The organism is Acinetobacter sp. NRRL B-65365, from assembly GCF_001605865.1.
Taxonomy (GTDB): domain Bacteria; phylum Pseudomonadota; class Gammaproteobacteria; order Pseudomonadales; family Moraxellaceae; genus Acinetobacter; species Acinetobacter vivianii.
Genome location: NZ_LRPD01000014.1, coordinates 26,930 through 44,197, shown reverse-complemented (window position 1 = coordinate 44,197; position 17,268 = coordinate 26,930). Strand labels below are relative to the sequence as shown.

The 17,268-nt window shown below is 38.9% G+C and carries 17 protein-coding genes and 1 pseudogene; 9 read left to right on the top strand and 9 right to left on the bottom strand.

Annotation, left to right across the window (positions count from 1 at the left end; genetic code table 11):
* Nucleotides 1–18: 18 nt before the first annotated feature.
* Complete coding sequence (locus AWW72_RS07710; RefSeq protein ID WP_004771832.1) at nucleotides 19–510, bottom strand: Lrp/AsnC ligand binding domain-containing protein; 492 nt, start codon at nucleotides 508–510, stop codon at nucleotides 19–21.
* Between the two features lie 120 nt (nucleotides 511–630).
* On the opposite strand from AWW72_RS07710, the gene putA reads away from it, so the two are divergent.
* From putA to AWW72_RS07690, 4 genes are all read left to right on the top strand, one after another.
* A complete protein-coding gene (putA, locus tag AWW72_RS07705) occupies nucleotides 631–4,392 on the top strand; it encodes a trifunctional transcriptional regulator/proline dehydrogenase/L-glutamate gamma-semialdehyde dehydrogenase (RefSeq protein WP_062846970.1) in 3,762 nt (1,253 codons plus the stop codon).
* Nucleotides 4,393–4,507: 115 nt separating this feature from the next.
* A complete protein-coding gene (locus tag AWW72_RS07700; protein WP_062846969.1) occupies nucleotides 4,508–4,990 on the top strand; it encodes a GrpB family protein in 483 nt (160 codons plus the stop codon).
* Nucleotides 4,991–5,073: 83 nt separating this feature from the next.
* Nucleotides 5,074–6,159 (top strand): tRNA (uridine(54)-C5)-methyltransferase TrmA, encoded by a 1,086-nt coding sequence (gene trmA / locus AWW72_RS07695; protein ID WP_062846968.1) that lies wholly within the window; start codon nucleotides 5,074–5,076, stop codon nucleotides 6,157–6,159.
* 249 nt (nucleotides 6,160–6,408) lie between these two features.
* Nucleotides 6,409–6,636, top strand: a complete 228-nt coding sequence (locus AWW72_RS07690) for a hypothetical protein (protein ID WP_004771827.1) — start codon at nucleotides 6,409–6,411, stop codon at nucleotides 6,634–6,636.
* A 49-nt stretch (nucleotides 6,637–6,685) separates the two neighbouring features.
* On the opposite strand, the gene AWW72_RS07685 is transcribed toward AWW72_RS07690, so the two are convergent.
* Entirely contained in the window at nucleotides 6,686–7,426 is a 741-nt protein-coding gene (locus tag AWW72_RS07685) for a phosphodiester glycosidase family protein (RefSeq protein ID WP_062846967.1), read from the bottom strand.
* Between the two features lie 171 nt (nucleotides 7,427–7,597).
* Here AWW72_RS07685 and AWW72_RS07680 point away from each other — a divergent pair, with 171 nt between their 5' ends.
* Both AWW72_RS07680 and AWW72_RS07675 read left to right on the top strand, forming a co-directional pair.
* Nucleotides 7,598–8,131 carry a lecithin retinol acyltransferase family protein gene (locus tag AWW72_RS07680; protein ID WP_005257156.1) on the top strand — a complete coding sequence of 178 codons (534 nt, stop codon included), beginning with the start codon at nucleotides 7,598–7,600 and terminating at the stop codon, nucleotides 8,129–8,131.
* 140 nt (nucleotides 8,132–8,271) lie between these two features.
* Nucleotides 8,272–8,778: a GNAT family N-acetyltransferase gene (locus AWW72_RS07675; protein ID WP_062846966.1), complete on the top strand. Its 507-nt coding sequence runs from the start codon at nucleotides 8,272–8,274 to the stop codon at nucleotides 8,776–8,778.
* 85 nt (nucleotides 8,779–8,863) lie between these two features.
* On the opposite strand, the gene AWW72_RS07670 is transcribed toward AWW72_RS07675, so the two are convergent.
* The 5 genes from AWW72_RS07670 to AWW72_RS07650 all read right to left on the bottom strand — a co-directional run bounded on the left by AWW72_RS07670 (nucleotide 8,864) and on the right by AWW72_RS07650 (nucleotide 12,591).
* Nucleotides 8,864–9,412, bottom strand: a complete 549-nt coding sequence (locus tag AWW72_RS07670) for a hypothetical protein (protein WP_062846965.1) — start codon at nucleotides 9,410–9,412, stop codon at nucleotides 8,864–8,866.
* Between the two features lie 61 nt (nucleotides 9,413–9,473).
* The gene (locus AWW72_RS07665) at nucleotides 9,474–9,869 is read right to left on the bottom strand and encodes a hypothetical protein (protein ID WP_062846964.1); all 396 of its coding nucleotides are present in this window, start codon (nucleotides 9,867–9,869) and stop codon (nucleotides 9,474–9,476) included.
* Nucleotides 9,870–10,048: 179 nt separating this feature from the next.
* A complete protein-coding gene (locus tag AWW72_RS07660; protein ID WP_062846963.1) occupies nucleotides 10,049–11,272 on the bottom strand; it encodes a hypothetical protein in 1,224 nt (407 codons plus the stop codon).
* 204 nt (nucleotides 11,273–11,476) lie between these two features.
* Nucleotides 11,477–12,025, bottom strand: coding sequence for a hypothetical protein (locus AWW72_RS07655; protein WP_062846962.1), 549 nt, complete (start codon nucleotides 12,023–12,025; stop codon nucleotides 11,477–11,479).
* A 161-nt stretch (nucleotides 12,026–12,186) separates the two neighbouring features.
* Nucleotides 12,187–12,591: a hypothetical protein gene (locus AWW72_RS07650; RefSeq protein ID WP_062846961.1), complete on the bottom strand. Its 405-nt coding sequence runs from the start codon at nucleotides 12,589–12,591 to the stop codon at nucleotides 12,187–12,189.
* Between the two features lie 136 nt (nucleotides 12,592–12,727).
* On the opposite strand from AWW72_RS07650, the gene AWW72_RS07645 reads away from it, so the two are divergent.
* On the top strand, nucleotides 12,728–13,405 hold the full coding sequence (locus AWW72_RS07645) for a LexA family protein (protein ID WP_062846960.1): 678 nt from the start codon (nucleotides 12,728–12,730) through the stop codon (nucleotides 13,403–13,405).
* Between the two features lie 137 nt (nucleotides 13,406–13,542).
* Here AWW72_RS07645 and AWW72_RS07640 read toward each other — a convergent pair whose 3' ends face one another.
* On the bottom strand, nucleotides 13,543–14,121 hold the full coding sequence (locus AWW72_RS07640) for a YceI family protein (protein WP_004771813.1): 579 nt from the start codon (nucleotides 14,119–14,121) through the stop codon (nucleotides 13,543–13,545).
* 227 nt (nucleotides 14,122–14,348) lie between these two features.
* Between AWW72_RS07640 and AWW72_RS07635 the strand changes: the two genes are divergently transcribed.
* A complete protein-coding gene (locus AWW72_RS07635) occupies nucleotides 14,349–14,759 on the top strand; it encodes an OsmC family protein (RefSeq protein WP_062846959.1) in 411 nt (136 codons plus the stop codon).
* Nucleotides 14,760–14,796: 37 nt separating this feature from the next.
* On the opposite strand, the pseudogene AWW72_RS07630 reads toward AWW72_RS07635, so the two are convergent.
* Nucleotides 14,797–15,429: pseudogene (locus tag AWW72_RS07630) on the bottom strand (hypothetical protein).
* 392 nt (nucleotides 15,430–15,821) lie between these two features.
* On the opposite strand from AWW72_RS07630, the gene AWW72_RS07625 reads away from it, so the two are divergent.
* The gene (locus AWW72_RS07625; protein ID WP_062846958.1) at nucleotides 15,822–16,457 is read left to right on the top strand and encodes an SOS response-associated peptidase; all 636 of its coding nucleotides are present in this window, start codon (nucleotides 15,822–15,824) and stop codon (nucleotides 16,455–16,457) included.
* Nucleotides 16,458–17,268 lie beyond the last annotated feature (811 nt).

Here is a 17,268-nt window from a genome sequence, read left to right as displayed (position 1 = left end):
TCGGGCCCCTTTTTTTATTTAAAATTTTGTACGCGATTTAATTTTTATTTTCGAGCTATCTTTCACCACCTGCATTACAGGATAACTACGTGTTTCCTTCACCCCAGGCAATTGCCATAGAATCTGCCCTGCAATACGACGAAACTCCTCCATACCCGCACTACGCAGTTTAATCAGAAAATCAAAACCACCACTGACCATATGACATTCCACAATTTCTGGATATTGCGTGACTGCGTCAATAAAATCATCCAGCACATGCGGTGTGGTCTTATCGAGTAGCACTTCCACAAAGACCAGAAAATTGGCATTGAGCTTATTCGGATTGAGTTTTGCCTCATAGCCCAAGATAAACTCATCCTTCGTCAACTTCTGCACGCGCGCCATCACCGCAGTCGGTGAAAGGTTCACGAGTTCTGCTAATTTACTGTTAGAAATTCTTCCATCTGCTTGAAGAATATCCAGAATTTTCAGATCGGTTCGATCTAAGGTATAAATAGGGCCATTCAACTGAATTTTCCTCTAAAAAATAAGCAAATTATAGTGAGTTACTCGGGATTTATTCTGTAATGATAAATTATCTAAACCTCTCTGCTCAATATATTTTAGAGATTGTTATTGGAATTTAGCATGAATACATTGGATACTCCCGCACAAATGGATACAGCTCACGCAGACGGTTATATTACCGAATTTAAAGAAAAAAGTGAGTTTGAGCAACGCATCAATACGGCATGGCGCCGTGCAGAGCCTGAAGCAGTCGCTGTACTTGCTGAAGCAGCCAACATCTCTCCTGAACTTGACCATAAAATTTATGAGCTTGCATTTAGCTTAGCGCACAACTTACGTGAGCGTAAAAGTTCAGCGGGTAAAGCTGGTATCGTTCAAGGTTTACTTCAAGAATTCTCACTTTCTTCACAAGAAGGTGTCGCACTCATGTGTTTGGCAGAAGCATTGCTTCGTATTCCAGATACAGCAACACGTGATTTATTGATTCGCGACAAAATCAACCAAGGCAACTGGAAAGAACACGTTGGTCAAAGTAACCTGATGTTCGTCAATGCCGCTGCTTGGGGTTTAATGTTAACTGGTAAGTTAATGGAAACACCAAAGCAAACCAGTTTATCGAGTGTTTTAACTGGCCTATTGGCACGCAGTGGTCGCGGTATTATCCGTAAAGCCGTTGACGTTGCAATGCGTATGATGGGCGAGCAATTCGTGACTGGTGAAACCATTGGTGAAGCACTTGAACATGCTAAACCATTTGAGCACAAAGGTTTCCGCTACTCATACGACATGTTGGGTGAAGCTGCCCTAACTGAACATGATGCTGAGCGTTATTACAACGACTATACTCAAGCAATCCATGCCATTGGTAAAGCATCGAATGGTCGTGGTGTCTATGACGGCCCGGGTATCTCAATCAAGCTTTCTGCATTGCACCCACGTTATCAACGTGCGCAAATCGACCGTGTTCATCATGAGCTTTACAACAAGGTTTTTGAACTCGCGTGCTTGGCAAAACAATACGATATCGGTTTAAACATCGATGCTGAAGAATCTGAACGTCTAGAAATTTCACTCGAATTGCTTGAACGCCTATGTTTCGAACCAAAACTTGCGGATTGGAAAGGCATTGGTTTCGTTATTCAGGCTTACCAAAAACGTTGTTTCTACGTTGTTGATTATATCGTTGATCTTGCAAAACGCAGTAACAAACGCCTGATGATCCGTTTGGTGAAAGGTGCGTATTGGGACAGCGAAATCAAGAAAGCGCAAATTGATGGTATGACCGACTACCCTGTGTTTACCCGTAAAGTTCACACTGACTTGTCTTACATTGCCTGTGCGAAAAAATTACTTGCTGCACCGGAACAAGTGTATCCACAGTTTGCGACACACAATGCGCAATCACTTGCAACGATCTACAATCTGGCAGATCCAAGCAAATATTACCCAGGTCAATACGAGTTCCAATGCTTGCACGGTATGGGTGAGCCATTGTACGAGCAAGTGGTCGGTTCTAAAGAAGACAATAAGCTTGGTGTTCCATGTCGTGTTTACGCACCTGTAGGTAACCATGAAACATTATTGGCTTACTTGGTTCGTCGTTTACTTGAAAATGGTGCCAACACCTCATTCGTAAACCGTATTGCAGATAAGACTTTAAAAGTTGAAGATCTCATTCAGTCTCCAATCAAAGACATCCAGACTTCAGCGAAAGATGAAGGCCAGCTTGGTTTAAAACATCCTGCAATTCCACTTCCGCATGATCTTTATCCATTACGTCCAAACTCAAGTGGTTTTGATCTCAATAACGATCAACCATTAGCAGATTTGGACGCGACTGCACAAAAGCTACGTAGCCAGATTTGGAAAAGTGCACCATTACTTGGTTTTGAATCAACTGTTCATGATCAAAGTAATGCACTTGCAATTACAAACCCTGCACAAAACAGCGAAGTTGTGGGTTATGTTAACGAAGCAACCAGCGCTGATGTACAACTGGCATTAGAAGCTGCAGTACAAGCTGAACAAAGCTGGGCTGCAACCGATAAAGTTGAACGTGCTGCTTGCTTAAAGCGTGCGGCTGACTTAATGGAAGCTCGTATTCAGGAGCTTATGGTTTTACTTTGCCGCGAAAGTGGTAAAACCTATGCCAATGCGATTGCAGAAGTTCGTGAAGCAGTAGATTTTTTACGTTACTACGCAACTCAAATTGAAAACCTGCCAGCCAATGCACAAGTGAAGCCATTAGGTACTGTATTGTGTATTAGCCCATGGAACTTCCCTCTTGCGATTTTCTCTGGTCAGATTGCAGCGGCATTGGTGAGCGGTAACTGTGTTATTGCAAAACCAGCTGAACAAACGCCATTGATTGCAGCACAAGCCGTACAAATGCTTTGGGAAGCTGGCGTGCCACACGGCGTTGTTCAACTTCTTCCTGGTCGCGGTGAAACTGTAGGTGCTCAATTGAGCCAAGATGACCGCATCCAAGGCATCATGTTTACGGGTTCGACTGAAGTTGCCAAAATCTTGCAAAAGACTGTCGCAAAACGTTTATCTCCAAATGGTCAACCAATTCCGTTAATCGCGGAAACAGGTGGTCAGAATGCGATGATCGTCGATTCTTCTGCACTCACTGAACAAGTGGTTCTCGATGTTGTTAGTTCTGCATTCGACAGTGCTGGTCAACGTTGTTCTGCACTTCGTATCTTATGTGTACAAGAAGACAGCGCTGCAACCGTTATCAAAATGCTGAAAGGTGCAATGCAACAGTTGATCGTAGGTAACCCAGCGATCTTAAAAACTGACATTGGTCCAGTCATCGATACCGAAGCAAAACAAACCATCGATACGCACATTCAAAAGATGAAATCTAAGGGTTATCCTGTTCATCAATTGATGTTTAACGATGCTGCAAGCCAACAGACACTTGCACAAGGTACTTTTGTTCCGCCAACGGCGATCGAATTACCAAACCTTGATGACCTTGAGCGTGAAGTATTTGGTCCTGTACTCCACATCATCACGTATAAATACGGTGAGCTTGAGCAGTTGATCGATCGTATCAATGCAAAAGGTTACGGCTTGACGATGGGTTTACATACCCGTATCGATGAAACCATTAATACGGTGATTCAACGTGCGGAAGTGGGCAACTTATATATTAACCGTAATATCGTTGGTGCAGTGGTAGGCGTACAACCATTTGGTGGTGAAGGCTTGTCTGGTACTGGTCCGAAAGCTGGTGGTCCACTTTATATGTACCGCTTGATGGAACATTGTTCAGAGAAAGTATTGGCGACTCCATTTGCGGTGAAAGCTGAAATCTCTAACTTTGATGCGGTATCAAATGTTGCTTACCAAAGCTTGATGGCTTGGGCGAAACAACACATGGCTCAAGCAGTACCTACAATTCCAGCATTTGGTGTAGGTAAATTCTACGAGTTGCAAGGTCCGACTGGCGAAAGTAACCAGTACATTATCCTGCCTCGTCATCGTGTGCTTTCAATTGCCAATGACGATGCAAGTCAGCTTCAACAATTGCTTGCGATTTTCGCAGTGAGCAGTACAGCGGCTGTGTTGAAAGACAATGCATTCTTGGTGAAACACAAAGCGTCTTTACCGAAAGATGTTTTAGATGCGATCACTGTCATCTCAAGTGTTGAAAAAGATGCCTTTGATGCCGTACTTCATCATGGTTCTGTTGAACAGTTACAAGATTTGCAAACTAAAGTTGCTGCCCGTTCAGGCGCAATTGTTGGCATTACTCAGCTTCAAGCCAATGAGCAAATTCCGTTAGAACGTCTTGTGATTGAACGCGCAATCAGCGTGAACACAGCAGCAGCTGGCGGTAACGCAAGCTTGATGACCTTATCTGAAGACTAATATTCTCCTTTCCGAGAGATACTAAATCTCTCAATGACCCGAATCATGTTTACATGGTTCGGGTTTTTTATTATTTTGAAGTACATAACATCAAGAATAAAATGAGACGCTTTTAATGCAGTTCTTTTTGTCCACAGAATATCAGCCGAATTGCGCTCGGCTTTTCAAAGATTATAAAAACAAGATCGAGCAGCTTATCCCTTTTGCCGTGATTGAACATATCGGTTCCTCCGCTATTCCCAATGCGATTTCAAAAGGTGATTTAGATATTTATATCGAAGTATCAGCAAAAGATTTTTTGCAGACCATTGAACAGCTTAAACAACTTGATTTTAAGGAGAAACTTGATACTTTACGCACACATGAGCTGTGTATGCTTGAATCCTCAGAACATGATATCGCATTGCAAATCGTTGTGACTGGCTCAGAATTTAAAAACTTTCTCACCTTCCGAGATCAATTGCGACATCATCCAGACTTAGTCCAGCAATACAATCAGCTCAAACAAAGATGTTCAGGTTTCTCACCACAACAATATCGTGAGCTTAAATCGATATTTATTGAAAATGTTCTGAATCAGAAACCATCTTACAAATAAGCAAATTTGATAATTTCCCTGCACCTTGTAGCACTTTTTTTGATACCATTCCTGTTTAGATTTCACCTATAGTTTTCTTGTTTATGACCGTATCTTACCAGCAGCAACTTCAAGAGAAAGTTGAACGAATCACCGCACAGTTTGCTCCGTTCAATCCACCAGCTTTAGAAGTGTTTCAATCACCAGAACAACATTTCCGTATGCGTGCCGAATTTCGTATCTGGCATACAGAAGACGATATGTTCTATGCCATGTTTGAACGTGCTGAAGATGGTAAGCAAAAAGACGTTGTTCGTGTGGATGAGTTTCCTATCGCGGATCAAAGTATTAATGACTTGATGCCTCGTCTGTTAAAAGAATTAAAAGCAGTCCCTGTTTTATCGCAACGTATTTTTGAAGCGGACTTTCTTGCTACATTAAGCGGAGAAATGCTGGTTACGCTGATTTATCATCGTAAACTGGATGAAGAATGGGAAACAGCGGCTAAAGCGTTAGCTGAAAAGCTGAATATTAAAATTATGGGCCGTAGCCGTGGTCAAAAAGTTATTATTGGCGAAGACTATGTGGTTGAACAGTTGAATGTTCATGGCCGTACTTTTAAATATAAACAAATTGAAAGTAGTTTTACCCAACCCAATGCGCAAGTGTGCCAGCATATGTTGGAGTGGGCTTGTGATGCCGCACAAGGATCTCAAAAAGATCTTTTAGAATTGTATTGTGGTAACGGCAACTTTACCCTGCCATTGTCTTTGAAGTTTAAACGTGTCCTTGCCACTGAGCTGGCAAAATCTTCGGTCTATGCAGCGCAATGGAATATTGAGCAGAACCAGATTGAAAATATTCAGGTTGCACGTTTATCGGCGGAAGAATTTACTCAGGCTTATCAGGGCGAACGTAAATTTAGACGCTTGCAAGAAGCCAATATCGACATTCAAAGCTATGACTTTGACACGGTTTTCGTCGATCCGCCACGAGCAGGAATTGATGATGAAACGCTGAAACTTCTACAAGGATTCGAGCGTATTCTCTATATCTCATGTAATCCAGATACCTTACATGACAACCTCAACACACTGACCCAAACCCATCGAATTGTGAAGTTCGCAATGTTCGATCAGTTCCCTTTTACTCATCATGTTGAGTCAGGCGTTTTACTTGAAAAGATTTAAACAAATTATTTCAACGTAACAATAATTAATAAAGGGTTTCAATAACCCTTTATTTTTGCTCAAAGTATATTGATAAAAAAGTGATAATTTTCAAAGGTCAAGTCATCATACCGTCATAATTTCGTTTGAGATGAGAAGAGTTATCGAAAAAATTGAGGTTCAACTGCTGCTTTTATCACTTAAGCTGACTTGTATTTTATTTTAAAGTGGCTATATTTCGAGCTATGTTAGGTTGTAAATGAAGGCTCTATGAGTTTTTGGCAAAAATTGTTCAATGCAGACGAACAATATAACGAACACAAGAATCAGACTTCTTGCGTTGAAAACGATTGTTCTTGCAAAACCAATGAACAGCTACTCGATGCTTTAGTCAAAGCAACAGATGAAGATGTCATTAAAGGCATTAAGAAAGTACTGATTTCTCGAGGCTACAGCCGCAAAGAATTACTTGCGCTGATCAAACCTCCGATCCAATAAGAAATAAACTTGGCCTAACCTCTTTACATCAGGAGGTTAGGCTCGAGTCTCACTGACATCCCGCTTTATCCACCACTTCCGCAACGATTGGACCTAAATTAAAGGCTTTATCGTGACGTTTATTTTGCGCTACATATAAACTTGAAATTGAACCATCCAGATATAGTGCATTATCTACTTTTAGTTGTTGCTTAAAGAATTGGGCAAATTGATAAAAACTTACCCGCTGCTGTGAAATCACAAAGTAAAGCTGATTATCTTTAACCCCGACACCATTTCTGATCTTTAAAGAATTTGAATCAGGAATGAACTGGCGATTGATCTTGCCCTTATAGAGCAGCATCGGCCCGGATTGTGTTGCAAATTTAGCATTAAAACCACTCTCCTTATAATCAGCCGTTGTGTTGATTATTGCACGCTGCTCATTCCACGCGACCACACCATTCGGCTGCATAAAGAAATTACCAAAACCTTTAGCCTGATTTAATTTTGTCGTTTCCTTACCTTGCTCGATATATAAACCCACGGGCTGAAAATTGGCATGATACATGCCTGCATTCATGGCAAAACTTAATTGCTTACAAGCTGGCAGTGCTTTCTGGATATTAGAGAACTTCTGATAATAACGTCCCGTATTGGGATTTTTTAAAAATAATTTTAGCTGGTTTAAATGCTCAACTTGAATCACATCATAGTTCACCTTATCAACGGTGATTGTTTGATGTTGCATCGCATAAGCCATTGGCATAAAAGCAAAAGTACAGACTGCTAAGCACCATTTTTTCATCATTCATATTTCTTAAAGCAAATTCCTTACTCAATTTTCCCATAACTTTTTATAGGGAGAAAACAGCAGATACAATCCAGACACATATTCCTTGGGTTGGGCTGAGAAATAGACTCGATTGGTTCACTGTTTTTGAGTAAAATAAGGAAGTAAATACAATAATCTTGTATCAACATGCAGCACAAACATCAACATTTCTCCCTTGGCGCCCATCTGATCGTCAAACACTTTGGTTATAGCCATCACGGGATCTATGCGGGTCGCGGTCGGGTCATTCATTATTCTGGTTTTGCTCATATTTTTAAAAAGCATCCGATCGAAATGACTTCAATCCAGCGTTTCGCACGTGGCAAACCAATCTATACGCGACATTACCCGTCTCCGCGCTATAAAGCTAAAGCAGTGGTACGGCGTATGCGCTCACGCATGCATGAAAATCACTATCATTTAATCATCAATAACTGTGAACACTTATGTACCTGGGCGATTACCGGTGTTGAATCCAGTACTCAGGTTGAACGAATGCAACGCCGCTTAGCCACGATAGGTTATGTTAGCTCAATCATGAGTTATATGAATGGTCTGATGCTGACGGTTGCGACCGCCTGCTTCGCGATTGTACTTTACATTAAAATGATGCTACGTCGACAGGCCAAGAAATCGATCCCCGCTTATTTACATCTCAAAGAAAAACATTCTAAAAAATAAAACACTTTCTGAAACCTTATAGCTGTAGCAGCTTATTGATTTTTTAACTATTCCCTTTAAGCTATTTTGTAGCAATTACCAAATTAATCCAGCTCAAACAAAGCTGAAGAATTTGGTACTAAAATCAGCAAGAGATCATAATGAATATATCTATTCGAAATGAACAACCATCTGACATTCCCAATATTTTTGAACTCACTCAAGCGGCTTTCAAAGATATAGAATATTCGAGTCATACAGAGCAATTTATTGTCAATGCTTTACGCGACTCTCAACAATTAACCGTATCGCTAGTCGCTGAATATGAAGGCCAAATCATTGGGCATATTGCGTTTTCCCCTGTTTCCATCTCGGATGGTACAACTGACTGGTACGGATTAGGGCCTGTTTCTGTACAACCTGAATTTCAAAATCAAGGGGTTGGCTCTCAACTGATCCATATAGGTTTAGAAAAGCTGAAAACATTAAAGGCTGCTGGCTGTGTTCTACTCGGCGATCCAGAATATTATGCCCGCTTCGGCTTTAAAGCGAAGCCAGAACTTGTTTTACAAGGTGTTCCCGCAGAATATTTCCAGACGCTTTCTTTCAGCGAAAAAATGCCTCACGGTGATGTGGTTTATGCAGAAGCATTTAATGCGACTGCATAACAGGTTTAGCGCTCAGCCTTAGTTAAAGCTGAGTACTTATCTTTATGAATAAAATTCAAAGAATGAATACATTGAATGCAGTCATTTAATGACAAACAAGCTCCTCAGAAGCTTCTAAAGCCTTTTCAAAGATTTCAGCATAGCCTGCAATGAGTTCAGCTTTATCTGTTCCATTGACAATGTAACGTGCGCCCACAAAATCCTTTTTACACTGATTAATGTAGTCAGAAAGTCTTTTACCTGTAAACATGCCCTTTTTCATGCCAACAATCATGACCCGTGCCGCAACGTCAGCCTGTAAAGCAAGTTTTGGATTTTTGACTAAATCAATTTTTAAGTAATCGCCCATACGCTTATAGTTGGACAACCATGTGAGCTGCACATAGCCATATCCGATATAAGGATAATATTGTTTAGATTTCAGATATTTTTCAGAACCGTACTCGATGACAGGTTGCATGGTTTTCGCTGTTTCATGCCAAGCCGTTGCCAAAATATAGGCCGCTTGTGCCAGACTCAGCTCCTGATGTTCCTCTAAAACAGAAACAAGAAAATTAATTCCATCGACTTGAGGCTGAGTAAGTTTTCCAAAAGCTTCACGTAAAATATCGAAACCGTTTTGAATTATTGTCATGATTTTTTCCTTATAAAAATAAAAAAACCGCCCTGAGGCGGTAGTTGATTGAATTATGTCGTTAGAATTTGTCTTTAAAGTCTTTCACTTCTCTTGCAACGTCTAGAATCGTTGAATCCTCTCTTGCATTGATATAGTTAAAAGTCCAGCGAATGAGTGCCCACACAGGTAAGCCGCAAAGAAAATACAAGCCACCGAGGGCAAATGCGCCAAACATATTCTTACTCCAGTCTTGCAAGTCAAAATGCTGAATCACAAAACCACCGCCAGCAATACTGCCAACCGAAGTAGAAATTAATGAAACCACCCACTCCCGCCTAGATTTTGGCAACCGTGTCATCACAACAACAATCCAGGCCAAAAGCATGAAGGTCAGTGCCATCAAGACAATAAAAAACACACCATAGGATTTTATTGCGGCTGCAATATCTGCACCCGCTGAAACGAGGTCTACCATTTTCCTCCTCCAAAAAGAAAAGCCCTGAGAAATACAGGGCATTATTTAAATACGATAATTTTATAAAGCAGCCGACTTATTCTTATTGCAGTCATCACTCTGGTTATTCACTCCCTATCACATCAAATGTTTTATCTATAAAAAAACCTCCCTTTTGGGAGGCCGACTCATTTAATAAATCACAGTGGATAAAGCGGCAAATGCTGCGAATGATAAAAAGGTAAATAGTGGCCTGTTCTCATTCGCTTAGGCGAAATCTTGTATTTATGCACTGAGTCATAAGTTTTTGCATTGTTTGTATTTACAGCACAGACCTCTTCTCCAATTGCTGCATATGCTTCTCTTAAATCAAAATCCAGTTGAGTCAGCCCATCCAGTGCAATGACTTGATAAAATTCTGGTAATTCCAATCCATGACTTGAAACCCAACTCCCGACCAGTTTTTCATCGATATAAACATTCATGGAATGCTTTCCTGTGATTTCAAAAGTGACAACTGGATTTAAAGAAGGCTCATCTTGCATAAAGGTGACGTTATCCATGCTGCCATAATCCCCTAATATCACCGTGAACCTCTCATCTACAAACAAACTGTAAATAACGAATCCGTGTTTAACCTGATCAGCAATCCGCTTTTTTTCTGGTTGATGCGCAAGTCCAGCAATCATAAAAGCATGATGTGGTGCATTCGAGTTGCTCAACGAAAATTTACCCTGACATGCCTGAAAATAGGCAGATAAAAATGGCGCATTGGTCAGTTGATTAGCCCATCCCAACTGGATAAATACATTCGAAAGGTCATAAGGCAACTCAGTGGCTTCCAGCAACACATGATCAAAATTCTTATCTAACTGATAGGTCTGTGCATGAACGGTCTTATCATTGATTTTTAACAACTGTACAGCGTTTGCTGTTACTCGAATCACTAGATTTTCGATTTTATTAAAATCATTCAGGGTGATCGGCAACGATGTACTACTAAACATCGCAACTCGTTTACCTTCGATACTGAGCGTGACATGATCATGAGCATTCTTAAAAAGAATCAGGGTTTCAGCCTGCTCACCCATCATAATTTTATAGTCACGATTTGCCTGTAGAGGCTCGATCACTCCTTGCATGTTTGCAGGACGGAATGCAGTAATATCTGGTATAAACTTGGCCTCCGTCACAATAAGCATATTTCGTGACTCAATTAACTGATAATCATCGTAAGTCAATGTGGGCTCCTGCATATCATCAATAACATTTAATGAACCTAGATACGGGTTAGATTCCATCAAGGTCACACCAACCGCATCTGGCGTCATTTTCATGCTAGATGGAACAATATAGGCAGGAGAAAAATGCGTTACGCCTTGATCTAAATACGGAAAATTATTTGTATTGTTAATACTATTCATCTTCAATCACCTCAAATTCTTTATAAATTTCAAACCTTTTTCAGGTTTTAGATATAAAAAAACTCGGTCTCCATTACGGTACCGAGTTTTCTTTAGGCAACAAAAAAGCCCATCTGTTGATGAGCTTTTAAGTTTTGTCATATTTAATCTTTAATACGACCAGTATAATAAAACTATAGCGTGCTTTCCGAAATAATGGAATCCTTAGTTATGCATATTTTTGTAAGTGTTTTTTCGATATTGTTCAATCACAACTTCAGCTTCTTCAATTGCTACTTCAAGTGTTTTAACCATCAGATTTTCATAAGCTTTCCAAGTCTTTCTATAGCTCTCTACATTGAGCTGATGACGATGAATTCCTGCATACGCCAAGCGCCCTTTCGCAGTGTAATTTTCTTCCAGATCAGGGTCTAAAACGAAGTCTAAAACCATTCGTGCCACCAACCAGGCCAAGTGATACATTGCAATGCGTTCTGGTTCACGCTTCTTATCTCTTACGGCCTGTGCAATAAAAATATCAGCCAAATGCTGACGAACATATTCATAATCACTGGCTGTTTTATTTTCAAATACAATTAACGCAGTTACAGACTTCGCCAACTGTGTATCCATCGCAGCAATTACACCCAAACGATCCTGATAGTTTAAACGCTCACCTGTACCACGCACATAGGGATTAAATCCTGAAGAACGTACAGTTAAACCGTGTGTTAACCACTCAAATTTTTCAAACTTAGTCACCATTGCATTCATCTTTTCACCTCATCTCATTATTTATTTTTTTGGCTTGATCTATGTTGTCCATAAAGTGATAGATCTTCTGCCAATTTTAATCATCATTTTCATGCTTGCTTCCGCATGCAATGACTTTACTTACTGCATAACGCAGCCCTAATTAACTTTTGAAATGCGCTTTAATGATATTTTTCTCCTTGTTCCACACGTTGCATAGCCTGCTTTATTTCTTCAAATCGAGTCTTGCTACACGGTCGGGTAAAGCTCTTGATCTGAGAAATATAGCTATGAGCGCAACCGAGAACTTCGACCAAAGCTTTGGCTCGTCCCTTATGTTCATTAAGCCAGCTGCTGAGCGTTGTGATTTGTTGTTCCGTTGCCTGATTTTCGATACGCTTTTGTTTTTTTAGTTGTTTCTGCTCATCTTCCAGTCGCATCGCTTTTAGTTTTTTGCTGTATTCCACTCTTCGCGCTTGAAATTTACTTTGAATCGTCGTGATTGCATTGCCTTTCGCCAGCCAAGCTTCAATTTCAGCATTTAAGTTTTGTTTGATATGCATGTTTGGGTTAATTGCCTTACTCATACTCTACCTCCAACATTGAAATTTAGATAACACGACCATAATATTAGCAAACTAATATTAAATCAATAAGAATACTAATTTGACTTCACATTAGTTTGCTAATATTCTGAATTCAATGAATTTGAGGTCGATTGAAATGCTAAAAGATAGGCTCAAAGAAGCTAGAAAAAGAGCGAAGAAGTCTCAAAAAGATGTTGTTGCAGCCGTGGGGATTACTCAATCTGCTTTAAGTCAGCTAGAAACAGGATTGGTCAGTTCGTCTTCTCATCTACCCTCTATTGCCAAATTTTTAGGGGTAGATGCTTATTGGTTACAAACAGGCGAAGGTCAGGCTGAACTAGATCCAACACAACTTGAACACTCTATTAATATTTCGCCCGTTCAGGCCAAGATGGCACCTGTCTTGTCATGGGTACAAGCCGGTATTTTTACCAATGTACAAGCTGTTGATATGACTCAAGTTGAAGAATGGCTCCCGCTACCCGATGATTGTGATGAATGCTTTTACCTTAAAGTTCAAGGTTTAAGTAATTATCCAGTATTTCATGAAGGCGATTATATTCTGGTGGATCCAACAGTCCAGTATAGTGACATGCAGTCGGGTGACATGATTGTAGTCAGAAAACATGAAGATGCAACCTTTAAAAAACTGGTGATCGAAACCGATAATTCAAGATATTTACAGGCGCTGAATCCAGAGTTTAAACCCAATATTATTCCCTTGGATGAAGAATGTATTTTCGTGGGTGAAGTGGTCGATTCAATTCGTTATATTTATCAATCCAAACGTCGCTCTAAGATAAAGCACAGTTAAACGTGACGAGTTTGCATAAAAATTAGTATTCTGATAATAATAAATATTAGTATATTAATAAATAAAACATAAATAATAAGCAAATAAAAAAAGCCCGAATGAGCTGATCATTCAGGCTTTTTTATTAAATTTCGATATTACTTTGCAGCAGTTGCTTCAGTTGTAATATTTACAGTGATCTTGTCACCCACGTTTGGCACATAATTGCCGATACCAAATGCTGAGCGATTAAAGCTAGTGGTCGCATTAAAGCCAATTGCAGGTACTTTTGCCATTGGGTGCTCGCCTTGTTTATTAAGCACAGCATCTAATACCACAGGCTTAGTCACACCTTTAACAGTCAAATCACCTGTAATTTTAAAGTGCTTTTTGTCTTTGGTTTCTACTTTGGTACTTTTGAAGGTAATGTTTGGATATTTTGCAGCATTAAACCATGCTTCTTCCTGAAATTCTTTGTCTAACGCAGGAACATTGGTATTTACGCTGCTTAAAGGGATAGTCACTTCGACTGATGAATTTGCAGGTTTTGCATTATCAACCTTGATTACACCCTGGATGTCAGTAAAGTTTGCACTTGGGGTAGAAAAACCAAAGTGATTCCAGCTGAACACAGTCGCTGTATGCGTTGGGTCAATTTTATAATCTACAGGCGCTGCCAAAGTTACTGAACTTGCTAACGCGACTGCTAAACCGAGGCTCAATGTTTTAAATTGCATTTTTCGTATCCTTGTTTGATATAGCCATTAGTGTATAGATCAAGTATTTTTATTCACTAGTCTTTATAAAACGATATGTTTCATCCATGCAACAATAAAAGCGTTACAGTTGTTATTTAAAACGCCTATCATAAGACCATTCGCTACTCGACAATTGATTTGAGAAATAACATGATCAATTGATAAATTTAGATTTAAATTCTTAAAGATAAACAACAAGGTAGAATATGACTCATACAGTTCAAGCTCAAAATACTTCAACACCTTATCGTGTTACGCTTACAGACGCTTCTGGTCATAGCTGGTATGCAGATGAACCTACAGACAAAGGTGGGCAAGATACCGCACCAAATCCAGTTCAGCTGTTACTTTCCGCTTTAGGTGCGTGTACAACCATTACCTTAGAAATGTATGCCAATCACAAAGGCATTAAACTTGAACATGTTCATGTCGATTTAGCCTTAAATCCGAATGGTGAACCTGAGGCTGGTCAAAATAATATTGAACGTAAAATTACTCTAAAAGGTGAATTTACTGAAGAGCAGCACAAACGTTTGTTAAAAGTCGCGGAAAGCTGCCCAATTCATAAGTTATTAACGTCTAATATTTCAATTCAGAGTGAATTAAATATTGGGTAAGAAATATAAATATGGTCTTTATGTTAAAGACCATATTTTACAAAAAATTAATCTTGAACTGATAATTTAGTTCCTGACAATCAAATTCTTCCAACATATGCTCAGGAATGATCTGTTTTGCTTCTGGGCTTATAATCATATAAATTAAGTCATATCAATTCACTTCACTTTTGTCATCTGGACAGTAGAAAAGTCCCTGTTTCTGGTTCAATTTAATATATTTTTCATCAATACTTCTTAACTCATAACCATATTTATTGGTTAAAAGCATGTTAATCAGTTTTATAATTTTTGTCTTATACTGCGGAAAAAACTCTGGTTTTTCAAAATTATGAACCATATCCAAGCTTGCCATCTTCAAAAAATGTGTTTCATACGTATCAATACAATTGACGCCAAAGACCCGCCAAGTAGATAAATTTTCAACGTTGTTCAAACTCTGAATTAAACTGTCTGTATATTTAAACAATTGATATTTGCATAGATTCTGTTTTGGATCTTCTGTGCAAAGAATTTCTGTATCAAAACCTATATCGAGATCAGCCATTGTACTTTGCTCAAATAAAGAATTTCTAAATTCCATCCCCCATTCATCAAGCAAAAAATAATAAGTCTGGTTAGCTGCAATTCTACAAATCATTGAGAATAAATGTGGTGGTATGTAAGCCATAATCCTTGTTATTTAACCTGTAGAATCAGAGAATATTTATTAATTTCTTTAATTATATATCAACATTGATTTGAAAAACTCAATTTACATACGTAAAAAAGCGCCCTATTCAGGGCGTTAATTTTATTTAATATTCAAACATTTAACAATACCATATACACTTTTGTTGCACTTGGTTTTAAATTTGCATTTCATTAAAATTTATAGTTTTTGAATCAGGTGTAATTTTATATTTAATCGTGAACCACAATTGAAAGATCAATCTTCAAATTTCAGGCAAAAAAATGGGGGGTGCGCCCAAATCTGGACACGCCCCTTAAAGCTCTTCTTTTTTATGAAGCTTTCATTAGAGTAATATTAATAGGATCGATGACAATAACAAAGAGCCTGAGATGTGTGCAAACTATGAACCGATTGCCAGAAGCCGAGCACAGTTACTAAATCTACTTGAGCCAACATTCGACTATAAAGCCGATCTTTATCCTGGCTATGACGGCCCTATCTTAATTGCAACCGAGTACGGCATTGAATGGAGATCCGCTCGCTTTGGTCTGGTACCAAATTGGGCCGATGATATTAAGAAAGTCCGCAACACATATAACGCCAGATCTGAAACAGTTGCATCGAAGCCGAGCTTTCGCCACGCCTGGTCTAAAAATCAATTTTGCTTGATTCCTGTAGACACGATTTTTGAACCAAAATATATCGATGGCAAGTCGCATTGGTACGGGATTTATCGTCAGGATGATATGCCCTTCACTGTTGCGGGCATTTATGAATATGCAGTTGTAAACGGAGAACCAATCGTTTCCATGAGCATGCTTACAATAAACGCTGACATGCATCCATTTATGAAACAGTTCCACGCCCCTGATGACGAAAAGCGGTCAATAGTGGTAATTCCAAAGGGACGTCGCAAAGACTGGCTTACATGCAATCATCATCAAGCAAGGGAATTTTTAGTTGATATGCCACCAGATGAATACACTGCAGCGCCTAAAGGACAATTAAAAAGACCGCCTGCCTAAGCAAACGATCTATCGTATTTCTAAATTTTTCAGATAATTAACGAATTATAAATTCAACCACTTGAACAAGATTTGCGATTAAATTTGCAAGTTCAAAAAAGATTAAAATGGCAATTTTTAAAAAAGTCATTTTAAATTCCTCATTTTGAGCATTGCCTTGTAATGCAAAATATTATTTAATAATACCGTTAGTATGCCATAATGACACTACTAAACAGGAATTGCTAAATTCTATTTAGCTGCACATTTTTTGCTTCCAACAAAAAACGTGCATTGCGTTACTTAGCAACGCAATCTATATTTCTACCCACTTTGTTGGTGTCCTCCTGCAAAGATGTAATCAACGGGTGGGTAGCCCTTAGCAATTTCTCCAATCAAAAATTCATGATCAAATTATTGCCACTAGTCATGGTGCTTAAGTTTATGCATCCATGTCCTTAATTTATTTTAATTTTCACAATAGATCAATCCTTGACATTTTAGTAAATTATATTTCATGTTTAAAGTATTGAATTCACAAGGACATAGCACAACAAAGCCATTAAAAAAGCCTTATAGATAACTATGTGGATAAGTATAATATCAATAACTTAGTCATACTTTTTGACCAAATATTAGTAAATTAATTCCTTAAAAAATACGTCTTTTTTTATAAACTCAACCATTTACATTGTTAATTTATTTCATAGAGTTTATTTTCCGACCAAATACACACTAAGCGGCGTCAATCTATGACATCTACCTGTTCGTAAACGATTTTTTTAATTTGTGTTTTCAGGGATAAAAATCATATCCTAAAAAGGTAAATCCA

Bases quoted from the DNA above. Each gene is read 5' to 3' on its own strand.
- AWW72_RS07665 (WP_062846964.1), bottom strand. From the start codon at position 9,869: ATGGTAGACCTCGTTTCAGCGGGTGCAGATATTGCAGCCGCAATAAAA.
- AWW72_RS07640 (WP_004771813.1), bottom strand. From the start codon at position 14,121: ATGCAATTTAAAACATTGAGCCTCGGTTTAGCAGTCGCGTTAGCAAGT.
- AWW72_RS07700 (WP_062846969.1), top strand. From the start codon at position 4,508: ATGCAGTTCTTTTTGTCCACAGAATATCAGCCGAATTGCGCTCGGCTT.
- AWW72_RS07670 (WP_062846965.1), bottom strand. From the start codon at position 9,412: ATGACAATAATTCAAAACGGTTTCGATATTTTACGTGAAGCTTTTGGA.
- AWW72_RS07625 (WP_062846958.1), top strand. From the start codon at position 15,822: ATGTGTGCAAACTATGAACCGATTGCCAGAAGCCGAGCACAGTTACTA.
- AWW72_RS07690 (WP_004771827.1), top strand. From the start codon at position 6,409: ATGAGTTTTTGGCAAAAATTGTTCAATGCAGACGAACAATATAACGAA.
- AWW72_RS07645 (WP_062846960.1), top strand. From the start codon at position 12,728: ATGCTAAAAGATAGGCTCAAAGAAGCTAGAAAAAGAGCGAAGAAGTCT.
- AWW72_RS07680 (WP_005257156.1), top strand. From the start codon at position 7,598: ATGCAGCACAAACATCAACATTTCTCCCTTGGCGCCCATCTGATCGTC.
- AWW72_RS07675 (WP_062846966.1), top strand. From the start codon at position 8,272: ATGAATATATCTATTCGAAATGAACAACCATCTGACATTCCCAATATT.
- AWW72_RS07635 (WP_062846959.1), top strand. From the start codon at position 14,349: ATGACTCATACAGTTCAAGCTCAAAATACTTCAACACCTTATCGTGTT.
- AWW72_RS07685 (WP_062846967.1), bottom strand. From the start codon at position 7,426: ATGATGAAAAAATGGTGCTTAGCAGTCTGTACTTTTGCTTTTATGCCA.
- putA (WP_062846970.1), top strand. From the start codon at position 631: ATGAATACATTGGATACTCCCGCACAAATGGATACAGCTCACGCAGAC.
- trmA (WP_062846968.1), top strand. From the start codon at position 5,074: ATGACCGTATCTTACCAGCAGCAACTTCAAGAGAAAGTTGAACGAATC.
- AWW72_RS07655 (WP_062846962.1), bottom strand. From the start codon at position 12,025: ATGAATGCAATGGTGACTAAGTTTGAAAAATTTGAGTGGTTAACACAC.
- AWW72_RS07650 (WP_062846961.1), bottom strand. From the start codon at position 12,591: ATGAGTAAGGCAATTAACCCAAACATGCATATCAAACAAAACTTAAAT.
- AWW72_RS07660 (WP_062846963.1), bottom strand. From the start codon at position 11,272: ATGAATAGTATTAACAATACAAATAATTTTCCGTATTTAGATCAAGGC.